General features: G+C 43.2%; 15 protein-coding genes, 3 tRNA genes, 3 rRNA genes, 1 other RNA gene, 1 pseudogene and 1 other annotated feature. Of the genes and pseudogenes, 19 read left to right on the forward strand and 4 right to left on the reverse strand.

Annotated elements, in window-relative coordinates; all coding sequences use genetic code 11:
• Positions 1-227: 227 nt before the first annotated feature.
• The 5 genes and pseudogenes from pdxS to MHB38_RS00105 all read left to right on the forward strand — a co-directional run bounded on the left by pdxS (position 228) and on the right by MHB38_RS00105 (position 4,629).
• Positions 228-1,112 (forward strand): pyridoxal 5'-phosphate synthase lyase subunit PdxS, encoded by an 885-nt coding sequence (pdxS, locus tag MHB38_RS00085; RefSeq protein ID WP_008342033.1) that lies wholly within the window; start codon positions 228-230, stop codon positions 1,110-1,112.
• A 20-nt stretch (positions 1,113-1,132) separates the two neighbouring features.
• A complete protein-coding gene (gene pdxT, locus MHB38_RS00090) occupies positions 1,133-1,723 on the forward strand; it encodes a pyridoxal 5'-phosphate synthase glutaminase subunit PdxT (protein ID WP_008342030.1) in 591 nt (196 codons plus the stop codon).
• A 53-nt stretch (positions 1,724-1,776) separates the two neighbouring features.
• Positions 1,777-1,992 (forward strand) — a binding site (T-box leader).
• 48 nt (positions 1,993-2,040) lie between these two features.
• On the forward strand, positions 2,041-3,315 hold the full coding sequence (gene serS / locus MHB38_RS00095) for a serine--tRNA ligase (RefSeq protein ID WP_008342028.1): 1,275 nt from the start codon (positions 2,041-2,043) through the stop codon (positions 3,313-3,315).
• Between the two features lie 596 nt (positions 3,316-3,911).
• Positions 3,912-4,244: pseudogene (locus MHB38_RS19530) on the forward strand (methyl-accepting chemotaxis protein); the annotation flags it as partial.
• Positions 4,245-4,536: 292 nt separating this feature from the next.
• Positions 4,537-4,629 (forward strand) — tRNA-Ser (locus MHB38_RS00105).
• An 84-nt stretch (positions 4,630-4,713) separates the two neighbouring features.
• Here MHB38_RS00105 and MHB38_RS00110 read toward each other — a convergent pair.
• The 4 genes from MHB38_RS00110 to MHB38_RS00125 form a co-directional block, all read right to left on the reverse strand.
• Positions 4,714-5,373: a deoxynucleoside kinase gene (locus MHB38_RS00110; RefSeq protein ID WP_024719578.1), complete on the reverse strand. Its 660-nt coding sequence runs from the start codon at positions 5,371-5,373 to the stop codon at positions 4,714-4,716.
• The gene (locus MHB38_RS00115; protein ID WP_017366700.1) at positions 5,370-5,993 is read right to left on the reverse strand and encodes a deoxynucleoside kinase; all 624 of its coding nucleotides are present in this window, start codon (positions 5,991-5,993) and stop codon (positions 5,370-5,372) included. Before MHB38_RS00115 ends, MHB38_RS00110 begins: the two co-directional genes overlap by 4 nt.
• Positions 5,994-6,072: 79 nt before the next feature.
• Entirely contained in the window at positions 6,073-7,320 is a 1,248-nt protein-coding gene (locus MHB38_RS00120) for a glycoside hydrolase family 18 protein (protein WP_231947239.1), read from the reverse strand.
• A 99-nt stretch (positions 7,321-7,419) separates the two neighbouring features.
• A complete protein-coding gene (locus MHB38_RS00125; protein ID WP_017359012.1) occupies positions 7,420-7,974 on the reverse strand; it encodes an isochorismatase family cysteine hydrolase in 555 nt (184 codons plus the stop codon).
• Positions 7,975-8,053: 79 nt separating this feature from the next.
• On the opposite strand from MHB38_RS00125, the gene tadA reads away from it, so the two are divergent.
• The 14 genes from tadA (at position 8,054) to MHB38_RS00195 (ending at position 18,844) form a co-directional block, all read left to right on the forward strand.
• On the forward strand, positions 8,054-8,530 hold the full coding sequence (gene tadA / locus MHB38_RS00130; protein ID WP_008342015.1) for a tRNA adenosine(34) deaminase TadA: 477 nt from the start codon (positions 8,054-8,056) through the stop codon (positions 8,528-8,530).
• Positions 8,531-8,606: 76 nt separating this feature from the next.
• An RNA gene (gene ffs, locus MHB38_RS00135) (signal recognition particle sRNA large type) lies at positions 8,607-8,871 on the forward strand.
• A 330-nt stretch (positions 8,872-9,201) separates the two neighbouring features.
• A complete protein-coding gene (gene dnaX, locus MHB38_RS00140) occupies positions 9,202-10,914 on the forward strand; it encodes a DNA polymerase III subunit gamma/tau (RefSeq protein ID WP_135227204.1) in 1,713 nt (570 codons plus the stop codon).
• Positions 10,915-10,939: 25 nt separating this feature from the next.
• Positions 10,940-11,263, forward strand: a complete 324-nt coding sequence (locus MHB38_RS00145; protein ID WP_008342011.1) for a YbaB/EbfC family nucleoid-associated protein — start codon at positions 10,940-10,942, stop codon at positions 11,261-11,263.
• 15 nt (positions 11,264-11,278) lie between these two features.
• Positions 11,279-11,875, forward strand: coding sequence for a recombination protein RecR (recR, locus tag MHB38_RS00150; RefSeq protein ID WP_003218094.1), 597 nt, complete (start codon positions 11,279-11,281; stop codon positions 11,873-11,875).
• 18 nt (positions 11,876-11,893) lie between these two features.
• Positions 11,894-12,118, forward strand: coding sequence for a YaaL family protein (locus MHB38_RS00155; protein ID WP_008342008.1), 225 nt, complete (start codon positions 11,894-11,896; stop codon positions 12,116-12,118).
• 66 nt (positions 12,119-12,184) lie between these two features.
• Entirely contained in the window at positions 12,185-12,448 is a 264-nt protein-coding gene (locus tag MHB38_RS00160) for a pro-sigmaK processing inhibitor BofA family protein (RefSeq protein ID WP_008342006.1), read from the forward strand.
• 274 nt (positions 12,449-12,722) lie between these two features.
• Positions 12,723-14,271: ribosomal RNA gene (locus tag MHB38_RS00165) — 16S ribosomal RNA — on the forward strand.
• Between the two features lie 95 nt (positions 14,272-14,366).
• Positions 14,367-14,443, forward strand: a tRNA-Ile gene (locus tag MHB38_RS00170).
• Positions 14,444-14,457: 14 nt separating this feature from the next.
• A tRNA-Ala gene (locus MHB38_RS00175) sits at positions 14,458-14,533 on the forward strand.
• A gap of 98 nt (positions 14,534-14,631) precedes the next feature.
• A 23S ribosomal RNA gene (locus MHB38_RS00180) occupies positions 14,632-17,562 on the forward strand.
• A 61-nt stretch (positions 17,563-17,623) separates the two neighbouring features.
• A 5S ribosomal RNA gene (gene rrf / locus MHB38_RS00185) occupies positions 17,624-17,739 on the forward strand.
• Together the 16S, 23S and 5S rRNA genes with 2 tRNA genes alongside form the textbook arrangement of a ribosomal RNA operon.
• Positions 17,740-17,909: 170 nt before the next feature.
• Positions 17,910-18,101 (forward strand): sigma factor G inhibitor Gin, encoded by a 192-nt coding sequence (locus MHB38_RS00190; RefSeq protein ID WP_017359334.1) that lies wholly within the window; start codon positions 17,910-17,912, stop codon positions 18,099-18,101.
• A gap of 128 nt (positions 18,102-18,229) precedes the next feature.
• Positions 18,230-18,844 (forward strand): 5-bromo-4-chloroindolyl phosphate hydrolysis family protein, encoded by a 615-nt coding sequence (locus MHB38_RS00195; protein ID WP_046342403.1) that lies wholly within the window; start codon positions 18,230-18,232, stop codon positions 18,842-18,844.
• The last annotated feature ends 11 nt before the right edge of the window (positions 18,845-18,855 follow it).

The raw sequence follows: 18,855 nt of genomic DNA on the forward strand, positions 1-18,855 counted from the left end.
TGGAATTGTTATAGATGTTTTCGAATTGTTATAGATGCATTATAACATGTTAATAACACTTAAAAGAGGGAATGATGCCTTTTTTACTATGAAACCTTGATATATAAGGGTTTCTTCTTTTTTGTGAGCTGATTGAATTGTTATACTATTCTCTTTATTGTTATACTCTATCGCTTGTATGATAAAGGTGTTGAATCAATCGAATAGACAAATGGGAGGAAACAATTGTGAGCAATAAGGGAACTGAACGAGTTAAACGTGGAATGGCAGAAATGCAAAAAGGTGGCGTCATTATGGATGTCGTCAATGCTGAGCAGGCAAAAATCGCAGAAGAAGCAGGCGCAGTGGCAGTAATGGCACTAGAACGAGTACCAGCTGACATCCGTGCAGCAGGCGGTGTTGCCCGTATGGCAGACCCAAGAATCGTGGAAGAAGTACAAAATGCAGTAACGATTCCAGTCATGGCAAAAGCACGTATCGGTCACATCGTGGAAGCTCGTGTTCTTGAAGCACTTGGTGTTGATTATATTGATGAGAGTGAAGTGCTGACGCCCGCAGATGAGGAATTCCATTTAAATAAAAATGAATACACGGTTCCTTTCGTATGTGGCTGCCGTGATCTAGGTGAGGCGACTCGTCGTATTGCAGAAGGTGCATCTATGCTTCGTACAAAAGGTGAGCCTGGTACAGGAAATATTGTAGAAGCTGTTCGTCATATGAGAAAGGTCAATGCTCAAATTCGTAAAGTGGCGGCAATGAGTGAAGATGAATTGATGACAGAAGCCAAGAATCTGGGCGCACCTTATGAATTATTGCTTCAAATTAAAAAAGAAGGCAAATTGCCAGTTGTAAACTTTGCAGCTGGAGGTGTTGCGACACCAGCAGATGCAGCACTCATGATGCAGCTTGGAGCAGATGGTGTATTTGTCGGCTCTGGTATCTTCAAATCAGACAATCCAGCTAAATTTGCAAAAGCGATCGTAGAAGCAACGACTCATTTCACAGATTACCGTCTAATTGCAGAGCTTTCTAAAGAGCTTGGAACAGCGATGAAAGGAATTGAAATTTCAAATCTATTGCCAGAAGAGCGTATGCAAGAGCGTGGCTGGTAATTAAGGGAGCGCAAACGAACATGCTAACAATTGGTGTACTAGGGCTTCAAGGAGCGGTGAGAGAGCATATTCAATCGATTGAAGCTTGTGGCGCAGCGGGAAAGATCATCAAGCGGGTAGAGGAGTTAGAAATTGTTGACGGTCTCATTATCCCTGGTGGTGAAAGTACGACGATGAGAAGACTCATGGATACGTACCAATTCATTGAACCGATTAAAGCGTTCGCTGCTCAAGGTAAACCGATATTTGGGACTTGTGCCGGTTTGATTATGCTGGCAAAGCATATAGAAGATCGAGAAGATGCTCATCTTGGCCTGTTAAATGTATCTGTTGCACGTAATTCGTTTGGCAGACAGGTAGACAGCTTTGAAGCAGATGTAGAAGTGAAAGGACTGGATGCGCCGTTTACAGGAGTGTTCATCCGTGCGCCTCATATCATCAGCGCAGATGAGAGCGTAGAGGTCATGGCTGAGTATGACGGCAGGATTGTGATGGCGAAAGAAAACAATATCTTAGGTTGTTCTTTTCATCCAGAGCTGACAGATGACCACCGGTTAACACAGCTGTTTGTTGAGATGGTGGAGTCCTATAAAACGAAGCTTGCTGTATAAAACGGTTGAAAAGAGATAAAACTTATAGTACATTAAAATCACAATCAAAGATCGAAAAAGCGTTGACGGGAAATAGTAAGAAGCCCCTCTTTCTCAGAGAGCCGATGGTTGGTGAGAATCGGTGAAAGATGCATTCTGAATCCATCCTTGAGCGAAATGCTGAAACACGAAGTAAGCATTTACGGTGATGCCGTTACAGAGGAAAGAGGAAAGCATGCTTTTGGCGTGTTTTCAATCAGGGTGGCAACGCGAGAGCTCTCGTCCCTTTCATGGGATGAGGGCTCTTTTTATTTTTCGATAAAAAAGGAGTGTTACACATGCTGGATATTAAACAACTGCGCACGGATTTTGATCAAATCAAAGAAAAATTAGCCCATCGAGGTGAAGATTTAGCGGATTTTGATAAGTTTGGTGAGCTGGATCAAAAAAGAAGAGAATTAATCGGCAAAACAGAAGTATTAAAGAGCCGAAGAAATGAAGTATCACAGCAAGTGGCTGTTCTAAAAAGAGAAAAGAAAGACGCCGATCACATTATTCAAGAAATGCGTGAGGTAGGCGATGAGATTAAGAAGTTGGATGATGAATTAAGAACAGTAGAGGAAAGCCTGCAAACCATCCTGTTCTCAATTCCAAACATCCCTCATGATTCTGTACCAGTCGGTGAAACAGAAGATGACAACATTGAAGTGAGAAAATGGGGCGAACAGCCAGCCTTCTCATTTGAACCAAAGCCGCATTGGGATGTAGCGGATGAACTGAAAATTTTGGATTTTGAACGTGCAGGAAAAGTGACAGGAAGCCGTTTCGTTTTTTATAAAGGGCTAGGCGCACGGTTAGAGCGTGCACTTTATAACTTTATGCTGGATTTACACGTAGATGAATTTGGTTTTACTGAAGTACTACCACCTTATATGGTCAACAGAGCAAGCATGACAGGAACCGGACAGCTTCCAAAGTTTGAAGAGGATGCTTTTAAAATTCGAGAAGAAGATTATTTCCTCATTCCAACGGCTGAAGTGCCAATTACGAATATGCACCGTGACGAAATTCTTGAAGGAGAGCAGCTGCCAATCAATTATGCAGCGTTTAGTGCTTGCTTTAGATCAGAAGCTGGTTCTGCCGGCAGAGATACGCGCGGACTCATCCGTCAGCACCAATTTAACAAAGTAGAGCTTGTGAAATTTGTCAGACCAGAAGATTCTTATGAAGAATTAGAGAAACTAACAAACCAAGCAGAAAAAGTTCTTCAATTATTGAACCTGCCATACCGTGTCATGAGTATGTGTACAGGAGATTTAGGCTTTACGGCTGCGAAGAAATATGATATCGAAGTATGGATTCCAAGCCAAAATACGTATCGTGAAATTTCTTCTTGCAGTAACTTTGAAGCGTTCCAAGCGAGACGAGCAAACATTCGTTTCCGCCCTGAGCCTAAAGCCAAGCCAGAACACGTCCATACATTAAATGGATCTGGTTTAGCAGTAGGAAGAACTGTTGCAGCCATTTTAGAAAACTATCAACAAGAGGATGGAACAGTGATCATTCCTGAGGTGTTACGTCCTTATATGGGAAATAAAGAAGTGATAAAATAAGATGCCGTCATGGCATCTTATTCTTTTTACCTAAACTTCTACAGCTTTTCTAAAATAAGCCGATAAAAGAACTAAAAGCATCTAGGAAAGAAGGAATAACCTTGAATAGGCTTGACTATTATGTTGAAATGGCTCAATTACTCAGAAAAGTTCTAGATGAAAGTGTCCTTTTCGGCATCACTGATACAGAAAAGGTACTTTGCTATTATCCATCGACCACAGTAGATTTTGGCATTAAAGTAGGGGACGCTTTAAACCCAGAGGACCAAAACGTGGCGACGACATTAAGAGGACAAGAATATGATGGGCATTTGCCAGAGTCTTTATATGGTTATGAAATTGCTGTAAAAGGTTATCCGATTTTTGATGAAGATAGAAAAGTGATTGGCTCTTTTTTAGTGGCTTTTTCACATCATCGTGAGAAGAAATTAAGCGGCTATATGGAACATATCAATAAAGTAGCGAAAGAGTTACAAGGTGGAATTGAGCAAATTGCTGCTCATTCTCAAGAACTGGCTGCGACAAGCTTAGAAATTAGTGAGCAGGCCGGAAGAGCAGAAGAGAAATCCGCAAACATTGAAGAAGTCGTCAAAACCATTGGCGGTATTGCGAGACAAACAAACCTGTTAGGACTCAATGCTGCAATTGAAGCGGCAAGAGCAGGTGAAAATGGAAAAGGCTTTGCTGTTGTTGCAGACGAGGTACGAAAGTTATCAGATGGATCAAAGGAAGCAGCTGAAACCATTAATGCATTTTTAAAAGAAATCCAAGACAGCATTGGCACTTTATCTGAAAATATCTCACAAATCAGCAGTTCAACAAACGAACAAGCTAAACAAGTGACAGACTTTACAAAGATTATTGAGTCATTAAATGATTTTAAAGAAGAGATGAATCTTTTTATAGAAGAAATTAGACAGGATACGTAATAGATGAAGAGCAGCCGATAATCGGCTGCTTCAGCGTGTAGACAAACCCTCGCATTCTTTGTCAGTCCTGCGTGCTGGTGCTCACGAATGCCAAATTCGCTCCGCGCCAGTACTCGTCCTTCCTAGACTTCAAAGGTTTTCTATTACGCTGAAAAGAAGACAAAAGGCTAAAATAAAGTTCATTTTAGCTTTTTATAGGCTAAACATCATACCAAAATCAAATGTTGAAATTTTTTTCGAAAAGATGTTGACTTAAAATAAGATGATATGATATATTAATTCTTGTCGATACGGAGGAATACCCAAGTCCGGCTGAAGGGATCGGTCTTGAAAACCGACAGGGGTGTCAAAGCCCGCGGGGGTTCGAATCCCTCTTCCTCCGCCATATTGATTTTACCTTAGTTGAATTGAAACGCATAAAAATTGGAAATTGTCAAACCGCTGCATTCGAGAAATGCAGCGGTTTTTTTTATTTTGTGTTAGAGCGATTTTTTTGAATAACAGAAGCAATTTCATGAAGAATTGGATCAAGTGAGCTTTCATCATGAAGTAAGTCGTAATCTTCAATATTAATTTTAATCACAGGGCACAGATCAAATTGTTCAATCCATTCCGTATATCGAGTGTACATTTCTTCCCAATATGCTCGATCGGTTTGAGTTTCCATCTCTCTCCCGCGCTCTTCAATACGATGTAATATATGATCTAAATCCCCATGTAAGTAAATGAGGACATCTGGGTGAGGGAAGTAAGGTGTCATCACCATCGCCTCAAATAGACTTGTATACGTTTCATAGTCTACCTCTGACATGGTACCTTTGTCTGCGTGCATTTTAGCAAAAATACCAGTGTCCTCATAAATTGACCGATCTTGTACATAACCTCCACCAGACTCGAAGATTCGTTTCTGTTCCTTAAAACGTTCAGCTAGAAAATAGACCTGTAAATGAAAGCTCCATCTTTGGAAATCTGAATAAAAAGGCTCTAAGTATGGATTATCATCTACTTTTTCGAGAGAAGTTTGAAACCCTAGCTTGTCCGCTATTGTTTTCGTCATGGTCGATTTTCCGACACCAACTGTACCTGCAATTGTAATGACAGCATCCTTTGGTATTTCAATATTTTTCATAGTACTTGCTCCTTTATGTTCTGTACAATTTGCTGGTAATCTTGCTGTGAGGAAACGAAGTCTGTATGATCGCCTTCAATTGTAATGATAGGAAGCCCTGGGTCAGTTTGTTTTAAATGCTCGATGGCCAACTCATAATCTTCAATCAGGGTTTTTAAATAAGCTGGATCAATGTCTTCTTCAAAAGATCGGCCTCTCATCTTTATTCTATCAAGTAAGGTGGGAAGGCTGGCTTTTATATAGATCATGGCATTTGGTTTAGGAAGATCATCTGTCAGCAAGTGATAGATCTTTCTGTATTTATCCATATGCTTTTTGGATAAGGTTCTTTCTGCAAATATCATATTTTTATAGACATGATAATCAGTGACAATCGGCTGCTGTTTTTTGACATAGTTCTCTTCAATAGATTCTAACTGTTTAAACCGATTACATAGAAAAAACATCTCAAGCTGAAAGCTCCATTGTTCCATATCTTCATAAAATTTATCTAAGAATGGATTTTCTTCTACAATTTCTTTTACTAAAGGAAATTGAAATTCCTTTGAAAGCATTGTAGCCAAGGTTGTTTTTCCGGCTCCAATTGGGCCTTCCACTGCAATAAAAGGGGCAGGATACATAGGCGTTCTCCTCTATCTATAAAGTTGTCAAACCAATGTATATTGTACCATACCCCTTCTGAGAGATAGAGCGAATGAATTACGATGTCGTTCTTTTTTCAATATTAAATTGATCTGATAACAACAACCAGTTTTGTGGGAAGGATAGACCTAATTTCCAGTAAGCAATTCCATTTAGGTTTAACTCTTTAATGAGATTAAATTTGGCTTGAATGGATCTTGCGTCTTCAAACCAAACCTCGTGTTCTTTGTTGTTAGCATCTGTATAACGGAAATAAGGTGCTTGTGCTGTTTCGTCATATAGAATGGATACATTATTCTCTCTAGCAATGGCGATCGCTTGTTGAGGGCTGACGGCTTTGGCGATAGGGCCTCCTTGAACATAAGGAAGCGTCCAATCATAACCATATAAATTCTGCCCCATCACAATTTTATTGGCAGGTATGACAGTCAGTGCATATTCAATGACTTGGCGGACAGGGCCGATCGGAGAGACGGCTTGTGCAGGCCCGCCGCTGTAGCCCCACTCATAAGTCATCAGTACAACATGATCAACAATCTTACCAATTGCTTCATAGTCATGCGCCTCATACCACTTTCCTTTCTGTTCACTGCTTGTTTTAGGAGCGAGTGCCACAGAAATAGTCCAACCCTGTTGATGAAAACGAGTTGTTGCCTCTCTTAAAAATTGAAGGTAAGCTTCTTTATCAACAGGGCGTAAATATTCAAAGTCAAAATGGATTTCTTTTAATTGATACTTTTGAGCAACGCGGACGATTTCATTTAATAATGTCGTTTTGACAGCTTGATTTGTTAAAAGAATTCGCCCGAGTTCATCACTAAATTTATCATTCTCTAGATTTGTGACTACCATGGTTAAAACCGTTCTGCTTTGAGCGGCAATCTGAGGTAATTGATCTAAAGGTGGCTCGCGAAGTGTGCCGTCTCTTTGTGCTTGAAAACTAAAGGCACCGAGATGTGTTAAGTATGGAGATGCCTCTCTGGCTGCTTGCTTTAAATTTTCGCTGACTTGGTTTCCGCGAGGTTCTATATAAGCATTAGAATTAATATTTCTTTTCGGTCTTTGTGGAATATAAAGCAAAAAACGAATAGGCAATATGGCTTCAGGCCGAATCCGATTCACACGTGCCAATTCTTCTACCGGAATTTGAAATCTTCTTCCAATTTGATAAAGTGTATCATTTTGTTTGACCTCATAAAATTGACCTCTAATAGGGATGACAATTGTTTGTCCAACGACTAGTTGATTTGGTGTTTCGATGTCGTTGGTCCGAATGATTTCATTTGCCGTTGTTTTAAAACGCATGGCAATTTCATTTAATGTATCTCCTCTTTTGACAACATAAATTTGAATGGTCAACGCCCCCTTTGTTATTGCTAACAATTTATGAGGGTGATGGATAAATCATGTTTGATTTTCATCCGTGATCTCTTTAGTTGTTGTGATTTTGGCAAGAAGAACGTTCTCCATCATCGTTAAAGCGTACTCGTTGTCCCTATCATCATTTGAAGCAATACAATCTTTAGGTACAGTAAGGTTGTACTCTCGCATGTAAGCGTCATTTGCAGTGAACAGGACACAGATGTTTCCGGCAATTCCAGTTAAAATAAGATCTTGCACACCTAATTCATTTAGGAGTGTCTCTAGTGCTGTTCCGTAAAAGGCAGAGTGCTTAGGTTTAATTAAGAAGTAATCATCTTTAGATGGTGCCATTTGCTCTAAAATAGGGGCACTTCTTTCGTTTTTGCATGTTTCCATAACAGCTTTGATATCAGCCTTCCAGAGTCCATAGTGGTCGTTGATATAGATAATTGGCCAATTTTTCTTGAAAGCGTGTTGTTTAAGGGCTAAAATTTTATTGGTCATTTGCTCTGTTTTTTCAGCGAGCACATGTCCCATTTCGAAATCAAAATTATTGATCATGTCAATAATAAGCAGTGCCTTTTGTTGTTTTGGCAAATCAAGACCCCCTTTAAAAGATTGTGATAATATGTTAACCTCAATATCCTTTAAAAAAACATGAAAAGAGAGCCGTGCTATGACGAAAGATGAACAGTTTATGCAAGAAGCTATTTCTGAAGCTTTGAAAGCAAAACAAATAGGAGAAGTTCCAATCGGTGCCGTCATCGTTGTTGATGATCAAATTGTAAGCCGTGCTCACAATTTAAGGGAAAGTGAACAGCGATCAATTGCTCATGCGGAATTACTTGCTATTGATGAAGCGTGTAAAATGACTGGTAGCTGGCGTTTAGAAGATGCTGTACTTTATGTTACACTCGAACCGTGCCCAATGTGTGCAGGCGCTATTGTACTTTCAAGAGTGAAAAAGGTCGTTTTTGGTGCCTATGATCCTAAAGGTGGATGTGCTGGTACTTTAATGAATTTATTGGACGATGAGCGGTTCAATCATCAGTCTGAAGTCATTGGTGGTGTGCTTGAAAATGAGTGTGGTGAGCTGTTAAGTCAGTTCTTTCGAGACCTCCGTCAGCGGAAGAAGCAGGCGAAAAGTAAATGAATGGATGTCGTTTGCAATTTTATCACTTAGAAGGTATACTTATGTCTGCGTCACCAACAATTTAATATTCATTTTGCCGTGCTAAGCGGGGAGGTAGCGGTGCCCTGTACTCGCAATCCGCTCTAGCGAGGCCGAATCCCTTCTCAAGGTTCGTTTACTTCAAGGTCTGCCTTAAATAAGTGGTGTTGACGTCTGGGTCCTGCGCAATGGGAATTCATGAACCATGTCAGGTCCGGAAGGAAGCAGCATTAAGTGAAACCTCTCATGTGCCGCAGGGTTGCCTGGGCCGAGCTAACTGTTTAAGTAACGCTTGGGGTAGCGAATCGACAGAAGGTGCACGGTAAATCAATATTAAATGTAACTCATCTAGTTTATCTAGGTGAGTTTTTTGTTGCTATTGAAAGAATATATCAGTTGTTTTGTTTATACAAATAGTAAAAAAGCCATTTTCGGGTGAGGTATTTTTGAAGCAATTCATAAAGGGAACAAATGTTCTTGTTGATCTGACAGACATTTTCAGAAAGCAGGAAAACACGTTTTTTAATCAAGAAAAGTAAAAAGTTTTTAAAGGAAATGCCCTTTTTCGTTTATTAGAAAATAAAGGTGTACTTTTGAATTGATCGTTGCATCATGTATAATGAACATGATGATAAATGGAGGAGGGCGTATTTGTGAGTTATCAAGCTTTATACCGAGTGTTCAGACCTCAAGTTTTTGAGGATGTTGTTGGACAAGAACACATCACAAAAACGTTGCAAAATGCCCTTTTGCAGAAAAAGTTTTCTCATGCTTACTTATTTTCAGGTCCTAGAGGAACAGGTAAAACAAGTGCTGCCAAGATTTTTGCGAAAGCAGTGAACTGTGAAAAGTCACCTGTTAGTGAGCCGTGTAATGAGTGTGATGCCTGTAGAGGGATTACGACCGGTTCGATTTCAGACGTGATTGAAATAGATGCTGCCTCAAATAACGGGGTAGATGAAATTCGGGATATACGTGATAAAGTGAAATTTGCTCCTTCAGCGGTTACATATAAGGTTTATATTATAGATGAGGTACATATGCTCTCTATCGGGGCATTTAATGCACTTCTTAAAACGCTAGAGGAACCACCTGCTCATTGTATCTTTATTTTGGCTACCACAGAGCCTCATAAGATTCCTCTTACCATCATATCAAGATGTCAGAGATTTGATTTTAAACGGATCACGACAAAAGATATTGTTGGACGAATGGAGAAAATTGTAGATGCAGAAAGCCTAAATATACAAGAGGGTTCACTCGAGATTATTGCTAGTGCGGCAGATGGAGGCATGCGTGACGCACTCAGTCTCCTTGACCAAGCGATCTCATTTAGTGGTGAACAGCTCACAATTGATGATGCACTGCTCATTACAGGTGCTGTATCTCAGCATTTCATTAGTCAGCTTGCTGAAGCCATTTTTGAGCAAAATATTGCGATAGCGCTGGATACGTTAAATGAATTGCTTCAACAGGGGAAAGATGCCGCAAAATTAATAGAGGATATGATCTTCTACTTTAGAGATATGCTTCTTTACAAAACAGCACCGGATCTTGAAGGTGTCCTTGAAAAAGTCAAAGTCGACGATAAGTTTGTGGCTCTTTCAGAACGTGTGGCACCTCAGTTTCTTTATGAAACGATTGAAGTGCTGAATAAAAGCCATCAGGAAATGAAATGGACAAACCATCCTAGAATTTTCTTTGAAGTAGCTGTGGTTAAGCTCTGTCAGGCAACGGCTGGTGCTGTATCATCTCCGGCTGATTCCGACCTAACAGCGTTAACGAATAAAATAGACAGGCTGGAACAGGAGCTATCTAGGCTAAAAGCTGAGGGTGTTCCAATGCCTCAGTCTCAGAGTCCTCAAGTAAAAACGGAAGCACCTCGACCTCAAACGAGTAATAAAAATGGCTATCGTGCACCTGTCGGTCGAATTCATGAGATTTTAAAAGAAGCGAAGCGACCGGAACTAGAAAAAATAAAAGGCAAATGGGGAGAGCTTCTTGCCCAATTAAAACAGCAAAATAAGGTATCTCACGCTGCGCTATTAACAGATAGTGAACCAGTTGCGGCGGCAACTCATGCCTTTGTTTTAAAATTCAAATTTGAAATACATTGTAAGATGGTGGCCGAAGATAAAAGTGGTGTTCGAACCAATCTTGAGCAACTGCTAGAATCTATGCTAGGAAAAAGAGTGGAATTAGTTGGCGTTCCTGACGCTCAATGGGGTAAAATAAGAGAAGAATTTTTAAGAGATCATCAGCCTGAAGAACAAGCAGATGGTCAGGCAGCTTCTGCTGAAGAAGATCCATTAATTGCGGAAGCAAAGAAGTTAGTAGGAACCGATTTAATTGAAATTAAAGATTAACAATTTGAAAGAGAGTGGTGTTCATATGCGCGGTGGAATGGGAAATATGCAAAAAATGATGAAACAAATGCAAAAAATGCAGAAGGATATGGCTAAGGCTCAAGAAGAGCTTGCAGAAAAAGTCCTTGAAGGTACGGCAGGTGGCGGCATGGTCACTGTAAAAGTAAATGGACAAAAAGAAGTCGTTGATGTGGCGATTAATGAAGAAGTTGTTGATCCTGAAGACATCGATATGCTTCAAGACCTTGTACTTGCAGCAACAAATGATGCATTGAAAAAAGTTGATGAACTAACGAATGAAACAATGGGTCAATTCACAAAAGGAATGAACATGCCAGGTTTATTCTAGGAGGAATAACTGAAGATGCAATATCCTGAACCAATATCAAAGCTGATTGATAGCTTTATGAAATTGCCAGGAATCGGACCTAAAACTGCGGTCCGTCTGGCTTTTTTTGTTCTTAGTATGCAAGAAGATGTCGTGCTGGATTTTGCGAAGGCACTTGTTAATGCAAAGCGTAATTTAACTTATTGTTCTGTTTGCGGACATATCACCGATCAGGATCCTTGCTATATTTGTGAAGATACAAGAAGAGATCAATCTGTGATCTGTGTCGTGCAGGATCCAAAAGATGTGATCGCAATGGAAAAAATGAAAGAATACAACGGCTTATATCATGTGCTTCATGGTGCTATTTCACCAATGGACGGAATTGGACCAGAGGATATTAAAATTCCTGACCTATTAAAAAGATTGCAAGACGATCAAGTCACAGAGGTCATTCTTGCAACCAACCCAAACATTGAGGGAGAAGCGACAGCCATGTATATCTCTAGATTGTTGAAACCATCAGGAATTAAACTCTCTCGCATTGCTCACGGACTCCCAGTAGGTGGAGATTTAGAGTATGCGGATGAAGTCACACTTTCTAAGGCTCTAGAAGGCAGACGTGAGATGTAGGAAGGAGAAGTACGGTACATGGGTTTTCTTCGCAGAAAATCAATTCGAAAAGAATTCGATGAGATATTAATTCAACAGCTTTTTAAGCAAAAGGAAGAATGGAACAGACAAAAAAAGCTTGTCGCAAATAGCGTTGAGCCTTCACCGGACATTCTATTCGAATTAAAGCTTGCTCAAGCGAAGTACTTTTTCTATCTGAGAGAAGCGAAAAAGAGAAATTTACGTTTAAACAACTGGAGATAGCAGGTCTATTTTCCATAATCCTCTCATATGCTTGTACTATTCATATGAAGAGGAGATGAGAGGATTATGGAACCTGTTATTGTGATTGGTTCAATTTTGTTAGCTGTTTTATTGTTGTTTATGTCGGGTGTTCAAGCGAATCCATTCAAATGGTTAGGGCTTATTGGAGTTAAGTTTGTCGCAGGTGCTCTTTTTTTATTTTGTCTCAATTTATTCGGTGAGAGTTTAGGGCTTCATGTTTCCATTAACCCTGTAACGAGTGGAATTAGTGGTTTGTTGGGCATTCCAGGTGTAGCAGCTTTAGTCGTAATTGAAAAGTTTATTATTTAATGCAAAATATTGTTGACTTTGATTATATATGGTGGTAAATTAATATACGTCGCTGATGACGAAGAAACGAAAAAACATAATAACAAAAAAGTTGTTGACACTAACAACTTGGACGTGATAAGATGTTCTAGTCGCTTCTGAAGCGGTAAACAAGTTCTTTGAAAACTAAACAAGACAAAACGTACCTGTTAATTCGAGTTTTTATAAAAAAATCCTATGATACATCATAGGTAGTCAGTCAAACTGGCGAAAAACAAAACTTCGGTTTTGAACTTTTTCGGAGAGTTTGATCCTGGCTCAGGACGAACGCTGGCGGCGTGCCTAATACATGCAAGTCGAGCGGACAGAAGGGAGCTTGCTCCCGGATGTTAGCGGCGGACGGGTGAGTAACACGTGGGTAACCTGCCTGTAAGACTGGGATAACTCCGGGAAACCGGAGCTAATACCGGATAGTTCCTTGAACCGCATGGTTCAAGGATGAAAGACGGTTTCGGCTGTCACTTACAGATGGACCCGCGGCGCATTAGCTAGTTGGTGAGGTAACGGCTCACCAAGGCGACGATGCGTAGCCGACCTGAGAGGGTGATCGGCCACACTGGGACTGAGACACGGCCCAGACTCCTACGGGAGGCAGCAGTAGGGAATCTTCCGCAATGGACGAAAGTCTGACGGAGCAACGCCGCGTGAGTGATGAAGGTTTTCGGATCGTAAAGCTCTGTTGTTAGGGAAGAACAAGTGCAAGAGTAACTGCTTGCACCTTGACGGTACCTAACCAGAAAGCCACGGCTAACTACGTGCCAGCAGCCGCGGTAATACGTAGGTGGCAAGCGTTGTCCGGAATTATTGGGCGTAAAGGGCTCGCAGGCGGTTTCTTAAGTCTGATGTGAAAGCCCCCGGCTCAACCGGGGAGGGTCATTGGAAACTGGGAAACTTGAGTGCAGAAGAGGAGAGTGGAATTCCACGTGTAGCGGTGAAATGCGTAGAGATGTGGAGGAACACCAGTGGCGAAGGCGACTCTCTGGTCTGTAACTGACGCTGAGGAGCGAAAGCGTGGGGAGCGAACAGGATTAGATACCCTGGTAGTCCACGCCGTAAACGATGAGTGCTAAGTGTTAGGGGGTTTCCGCCCCTTAGTGCTGCAGCTAACGCATTAAGCACTCCGCCTGGGGAGTACGGTCGCAAGACTGAAACTCAAAGGAATTGACGGGGGCCCGCACAAGCGGTGGAGCATGTGGTTTAATTCGAAGCAACGCGAAGAACCTTACCAGGTCTTGACATCCTCTGACAACCCTAGAGATAGGGCTTTCCCTTCGGGGACAGAGTGACAGGTGGTGCATGGTTGTCGTCAGCTCGTGTCGTGAGATGTTGGGTTAAGTCCCGCAACGAGCGCAACCCTTGATCTTAGTTGCCAGCATTCAGTTGGGCACTCTAAGGTGACTGCCGGTGACAAACCGGAGGAAGGTGGGGATGACGTCAAATCATCATGCCCCTTATGACCTGGGCTACACACGTGCTACAATGGACAGAACAAAGGGCTGCGAGACCGCAAGGTTTAGCCAATCCCACAAATCTGTTCTCAGTTCGGATCGCAGTCTGCAACTCGACTGCGTGAAGCTGGAATCGCTAGTAATCGCGGATCAGCATGCCGCGGTGAATACGTTCCCGGGCCTTGTACACACCGCCCGTCACACCACGAGAGTTTGCAACACCCGAAGTCGGTGAGGTAACCTTTATGGAGCCAGCCGCCGAAGGTGGGGCAGATGATTGGGGTGAAGTCGTAACAAGGTAGCCGTATCGGAAGGTGCGGCTGGATCACCTCCTTTCTAAGGATATATGGAGCAGCGTATGTTTTCGTCTTGTTTAGTTTTGAAGGAACTTGCAAAAGATCCTACAACATCATATCTTCGATATGAAAGATGGGCCTGTAGCTCAGCTGGTTAGAGCGCACGCCTGATAAGCGTGAGGTCGGTGGTTCGAGTCCACTCAGGCCCACCATCTTCTATTAAATCGGGGCCTTAGCTCAGCTGGGAGAGCGCCTGCCTTGCACGCAGGAGGTCAGCGGTTCGATCCCGCTAGGCTCCACCAACGTGTTCTTTGAAAACTAGATAACAATAAGTAATACATTCACATTGAATGCAATGCAAAGTTCATCACACATAGTGATTCTTTCTAAAGTAAGAAATGGTTAAGTTAGAAAGGGCGCACGGTGGATGCCTTGGCACTAGGAGCCGATGAAGGACGGGACGAACACCGATATGCTTCGGGGAGCTGTAAGCAAGCTTTGATCCGGAGATTTCCGAATGGGGAAACCCACTGCTCGTAATGGAGTAGTATCCATACTTGAATACATAGAGTATGAGAAGGCATACCCGGGGAACTGAAACATCTAAGTACCCGGAGGAAGAGAAAGCAAATGCGATTCCCTGAGTAGCGGCGAGCGAAACGGGAACAGCCCAAACCAAGAGGCTTGCCTCTTGGGGTTGTAGGACACTCTATACGGAGTTACAAAGGAACGATATAAGCGAAGAGGTCTGGAAAGGCCCGCCAAAGAAGGTAACAGCCCTGTAACTGAAATGTTGTTCTCTCCAGAGTGGATCCTGAGTACGGCGGAACACGTGAAATTCCGTCGGAATCCGGGAGGACCATCTCCCAAGGCTAAATACTCCCTAGTGACCGATAGTGAACCAGTACCGTGAGGGAAAGGTGAAAAGCACCCCGGAAGGGGAGTGAAATAGATCCTGAAACCGTGTGCCTACAAGTAGTCAGAGCCCGTTAACGGGTGATGGCGTGCCTTTTGTAGAATGAACCGGCGAGTTACGATCCCGTGCAAGGTTAAGCAGAAGATGCGGAGCCGCAGCGAAAGCGAGTCTGAATAGGGCGCATGAGTACGTGGTCGTAGACCCGAAACCAGGTGATCTACCCATGTCCAGGGTGAAGTTCAGGTAACACTGAATGGAGGCCCGAACCCACGCACGTTGAAAAGTGCGGGGATGAGGTGTGGGTAGGGGTGAAATGCCAATCGAACCTGGAGATAGCTGGTTCTCTCCGAAATAGCTTTAGGGCTAGCCTCAAGGTAAGAGTCTCGGAGGTAGAGCACTGATTGGACTAGGGGCCCCTACCGGGTTACCGAATTCAGTCAAACTCCGAATGCCGATGACTTATCCTTGGGAGTCAGACTGCGAGTGATAAGATCCGTAGTCGAAAGGGAAACAGCCCAGACCGCCAGCTAAGGTCCCAAAGTATACGTTAAGTGGAAAAGGATGTGGAGTTGCTTAGACAACCAGGATGTTGGCTTAGAAGCAGCCACCATTTAAAGAGTGCGTAATAGCTCACTGGTCGAGTGACTCTGCGCCGAAAATGTACCGGGGCTAAACGTATCACCGAAGCTGCGGACTGTTCTTACGAACAGTGGTAGGAGAGCGTTCTAAGTGCAGTGAAGTCAGACCGGAAGGACTGGTGGAGCGCTTAGAAGTGAGAATGCCGGTATGAGTAGCGAAAGACGGGTGAGAATCCCGTCCACCGAATGCCTAAGGTTTCCTGAGGAAGGCTCGTCCGCTCAGGGTTAGTCGGGACCTAAGCCGAGGCCGAAAGGCGTAGGCGATGGACAACAGGTTGATATTCCTGTACCACCTCCTCACCATTTGAGCAATGGGGGGACGCAGGAGGATAGGGTAAGCGCGGTATTGGATATCCGCGTCCAAGCAGTTAGGCTGGGAAATAGGCAAATCCGTTTCCCGTGAAGGCTGAGCTGTGATGGCGAGCGAAATTTAGTAGCGAAGTTCCTGATTCCACACTGCCAAGAAAAGCCTCTAGCGAGGTGAGAGGTGCCCGTACCGCAAACCGACACAGGTAGGCGAGGAGAGAATCCTAAGGTGATCGAGAGAACTCTCGTTAAGGAACTCGGCAAAATGACCCCGTAACTTCGGGAGAAGGGGTGCTTCTTAGGGTGTTAAAGCCCCGAGAAGCCGCAGTGAATAGGCCCAGGCGACTGTTTAGCAAAAACACAGGTCTCTGCGAAGCCGTAAGGCGAAGTATAGGGGCTGACGCCTGCCCGGTGCTGGAAGGTTAAGAGGAGCGCTTAGCGTAAGCGAAGGTGCGAATTGAAGCCCCAGTAAACGGCGGCCGTAACTATAACGGTCCTAAGGTAGCGAAATTCCTTGTCGGGTAAGTTCCGACCCGCACGAAAGGCGCAACGATCTGGGCACTGTCTCAACGAGAGACTCGGTGAAATTATAGTACCTGTGAAGATGCAGGTTACCCGCGACAGGACGGAAAGACCCCGTGGAGCTTTACTGCAGCCTGATATTGAATGTTGGTACAGCTTGTACAGGATAGGTAGGAGCCTTGGAAACCGGAGCGCTAGCTTCGGTGGAGGCATCGGTGGGATACTACCCTGGCTGTATTGACCTTCTAACCCGCTGCCCTTATCGGGCAGGGAGACAGTGTCAGGTGGGCAGTTTGACTGGGGCGGTCGCCTCCTAAAATGTAACGGAGGCGCCCAAAGGTTCCCTCAGAATGGTTGGAAATCATTCGCAGAGTGTAAAGGCACAAGGGAGCTTGACTGCGAGACCTACAAGTCGAGCAGGGACGAAAGTCGGGCTTAGTGATCCGGTGGTTCCGCATGGAAGGGCCATCGCTCAACGGATAAAAGCTACCCCGGGGATAACAGGCTTATCTCCCCCAAGAGTCCACATCGACGGGGAGGTTTGGCACCTCGATGTCGGCTCATCGCATCCTGGGGCTGTAGTCGGTCCCAAGGGTTGGGCTGTTCGCCCATTAAAGCGGTACGCGAGCTGGGTTCAGAACGTCGTGAGACAGTTCGGTCCCTATCCGTCGCGGGCGCAGGAAATTTGAGAGGAGCTGTCCTTAGTACGAGAGGACCGGGATGGACGCACCGCTGGTGTACCAGTTGTTCTGCCAAGGGCATCGCTGGGTAGCTATGTGCGGACGGGATAAGTGCTGAAAGCATCTAAGCATGAAGCCCCCCTCAAGATGAGATTTCCCATTCCGCAAGGAAGTAAGATCCCTGAAAGATGATCAGGTTGATAGGTCTGAGGTGGAAGCGTGGTGACACGTGGAGCTGACAGATACTAATAGATCGAGGACTTAACCTATATTCTAATGTGAAAAATGAACATTGTTATCTAGTTTTGAGAGAACATTCTCTCCATCAGGTTTGGTGGCGATAGCGAAGAGGTCACACCCGTTCCCATACCGAACACGGAAGTTAAGCTCTTCAGCGCCGATGGTAGTTGGGGGTTTCCCCCTGTGAGAGTAGGACGCCGCCAAGCTTTTCAAAGGATCAGTTCCAGTCGGAACTGGTCTTTTTTGTATTTTAAAAAAGGAACAAACACTCGATCTGGCATGGATACATATACTAAACTATCATCTAAAACATTCTTAATTTTGTATACAATTGAAAGCGCTAGGGCATACTGAAGCTATAAGTGGAGGTGTCACAATGAGCAAAAAAGAGCGAGAAGCAATTTGTTTGATTTGTGAAGAGAAAAAAACAAAGGGAATTTATTTATATCATCAGTTTTTATGCCGAGATTGTGAACGGAAGTTAATTTCTACATCAACCTCGGATCCTAGTTATGCTGATTATGTAAGAAAGCTTAAAAATCTTCATACGCCGCCTTTGTATTCATAGACCATTAGATGGTCTTTTTTTATGGGCAATCGGGGATTGGGCCTGTTTTTTGGAACTTAGTTTGGACATCAACCGTAATAAATAATAAGATAAACAGAGAGCCTGATTATTCATAGGAGTCGATGAACATGAAATCAATTTTTTACACATTTGTATGGGCCGTTCTCTCTACTCTTTTTTCGCTGGTGATTTTAACCGTCAGTATTGGTGTTTTCCATCATCATGTTGGATTGTCGATACTGTATGCGATGATTGGGTGGGGTGTGATGTTTGCAGGAAGCCGATGGGCTGCCTTCCAGTTGTTTTTGAAGAAACACGGACTGTCTCGCAGTGATTATGTATATATTAAACAGCATTTAAAAGAAGCCGGGCAAAAGCTGGTTCGTTTGAAGAAAGCTTTATTTGCTGTGAAGAACGTACAGACGATCAAGCATAATTATGAAATTCTTCGGCTTGCACGACGCATCTATACGATAACAAAAAAGGAACCGAACCGGTTTTATGATGCACAGCGGTTTTATTTTGAGAGTTTGGATTCTGTTGTTGAATTAACTGAGAAATATGCACTGCTGTATAATCAGCCCAATCGTAGCCATGAGCTTGAAATGACATTAAGCCAAACTCGAGTCACGCTGACTGAACTGCAAAAGCAATTAACGATTGATTTACAGCAAGTTTTAGGAAGAGATATAGAAGCACTTCATATTGAACTTGAAGTGGCCGATAAAATGATTAAAAAATAGACATGAAAGGA

Source organism: Bacillus sp. FSL K6-3176 (genome assembly GCF_038003325.1).
GTDB classification, from domain to species: Bacteria; Bacillota; Bacilli; order Bacillales; family Bacillaceae; genus Bacillus; species Bacillus altitudinis.

Excerpts from the sequence above, each read along its gene's own strand:
- MHB38_RS00145 (WP_008342011.1), top strand. The coding sequence starts at position 10,940 with ATGCGCGGTGGAATGGGAAATATGCAAAAAATGATGAAACAAATGCAA.
- MHB38_RS00115 (WP_017366700.1), bottom strand. The coding sequence starts at position 5,993 with ATGTATCCTGCCCCTTTTATTGCAGTGGAAGGCCCAATTGGAGCCGGA.
- tadA (WP_008342015.1), top strand. The coding sequence starts at position 8,054 with ATGACGAAAGATGAACAGTTTATGCAAGAAGCTATTTCTGAAGCTTTG.
- MHB38_RS00155 (WP_008342008.1), top strand. The coding sequence starts at position 11,894 with ATGGGTTTTCTTCGCAGAAAATCAATTCGAAAAGAATTCGATGAGATA.
- MHB38_RS00120 (WP_231947239.1), bottom strand. The coding sequence starts at position 7,320 with ATGCGTTTTAAAACAACGGCAAATGAAATCATTCGGACCAACGACATC.
- MHB38_RS00195 (WP_046342403.1), top strand. The coding sequence starts at position 18,230 with ATGAAATCAATTTTTTACACATTTGTATGGGCCGTTCTCTCTACTCTT.
- pdxT (WP_008342030.1), top strand. The coding sequence starts at position 1,133 with ATGCTAACAATTGGTGTACTAGGGCTTCAAGGAGCGGTGAGAGAGCAT.
- recR (WP_003218094.1), top strand. The coding sequence starts at position 11,279 with ATGCAATATCCTGAACCAATATCAAAGCTGATTGATAGCTTTATGAAA.
- MHB38_RS00110 (WP_024719578.1), bottom strand. The coding sequence starts at position 5,373 with ATGAAAAATATTGAAATACCAAAGGATGCTGTCATTACAATTGCAGGT.
- MHB38_RS00190 (WP_017359334.1), top strand. The coding sequence starts at position 17,910 with ATGAGCAAAAAAGAGCGAGAAGCAATTTGTTTGATTTGTGAAGAGAAA.
- serS (WP_008342028.1), top strand. The coding sequence starts at position 2,041 with ATGCTGGATATTAAACAACTGCGCACGGATTTTGATCAAATCAAAGAA.
- MHB38_RS00160 (WP_008342006.1), top strand. The coding sequence starts at position 12,185 with ATGGAACCTGTTATTGTGATTGGTTCAATTTTGTTAGCTGTTTTATTG.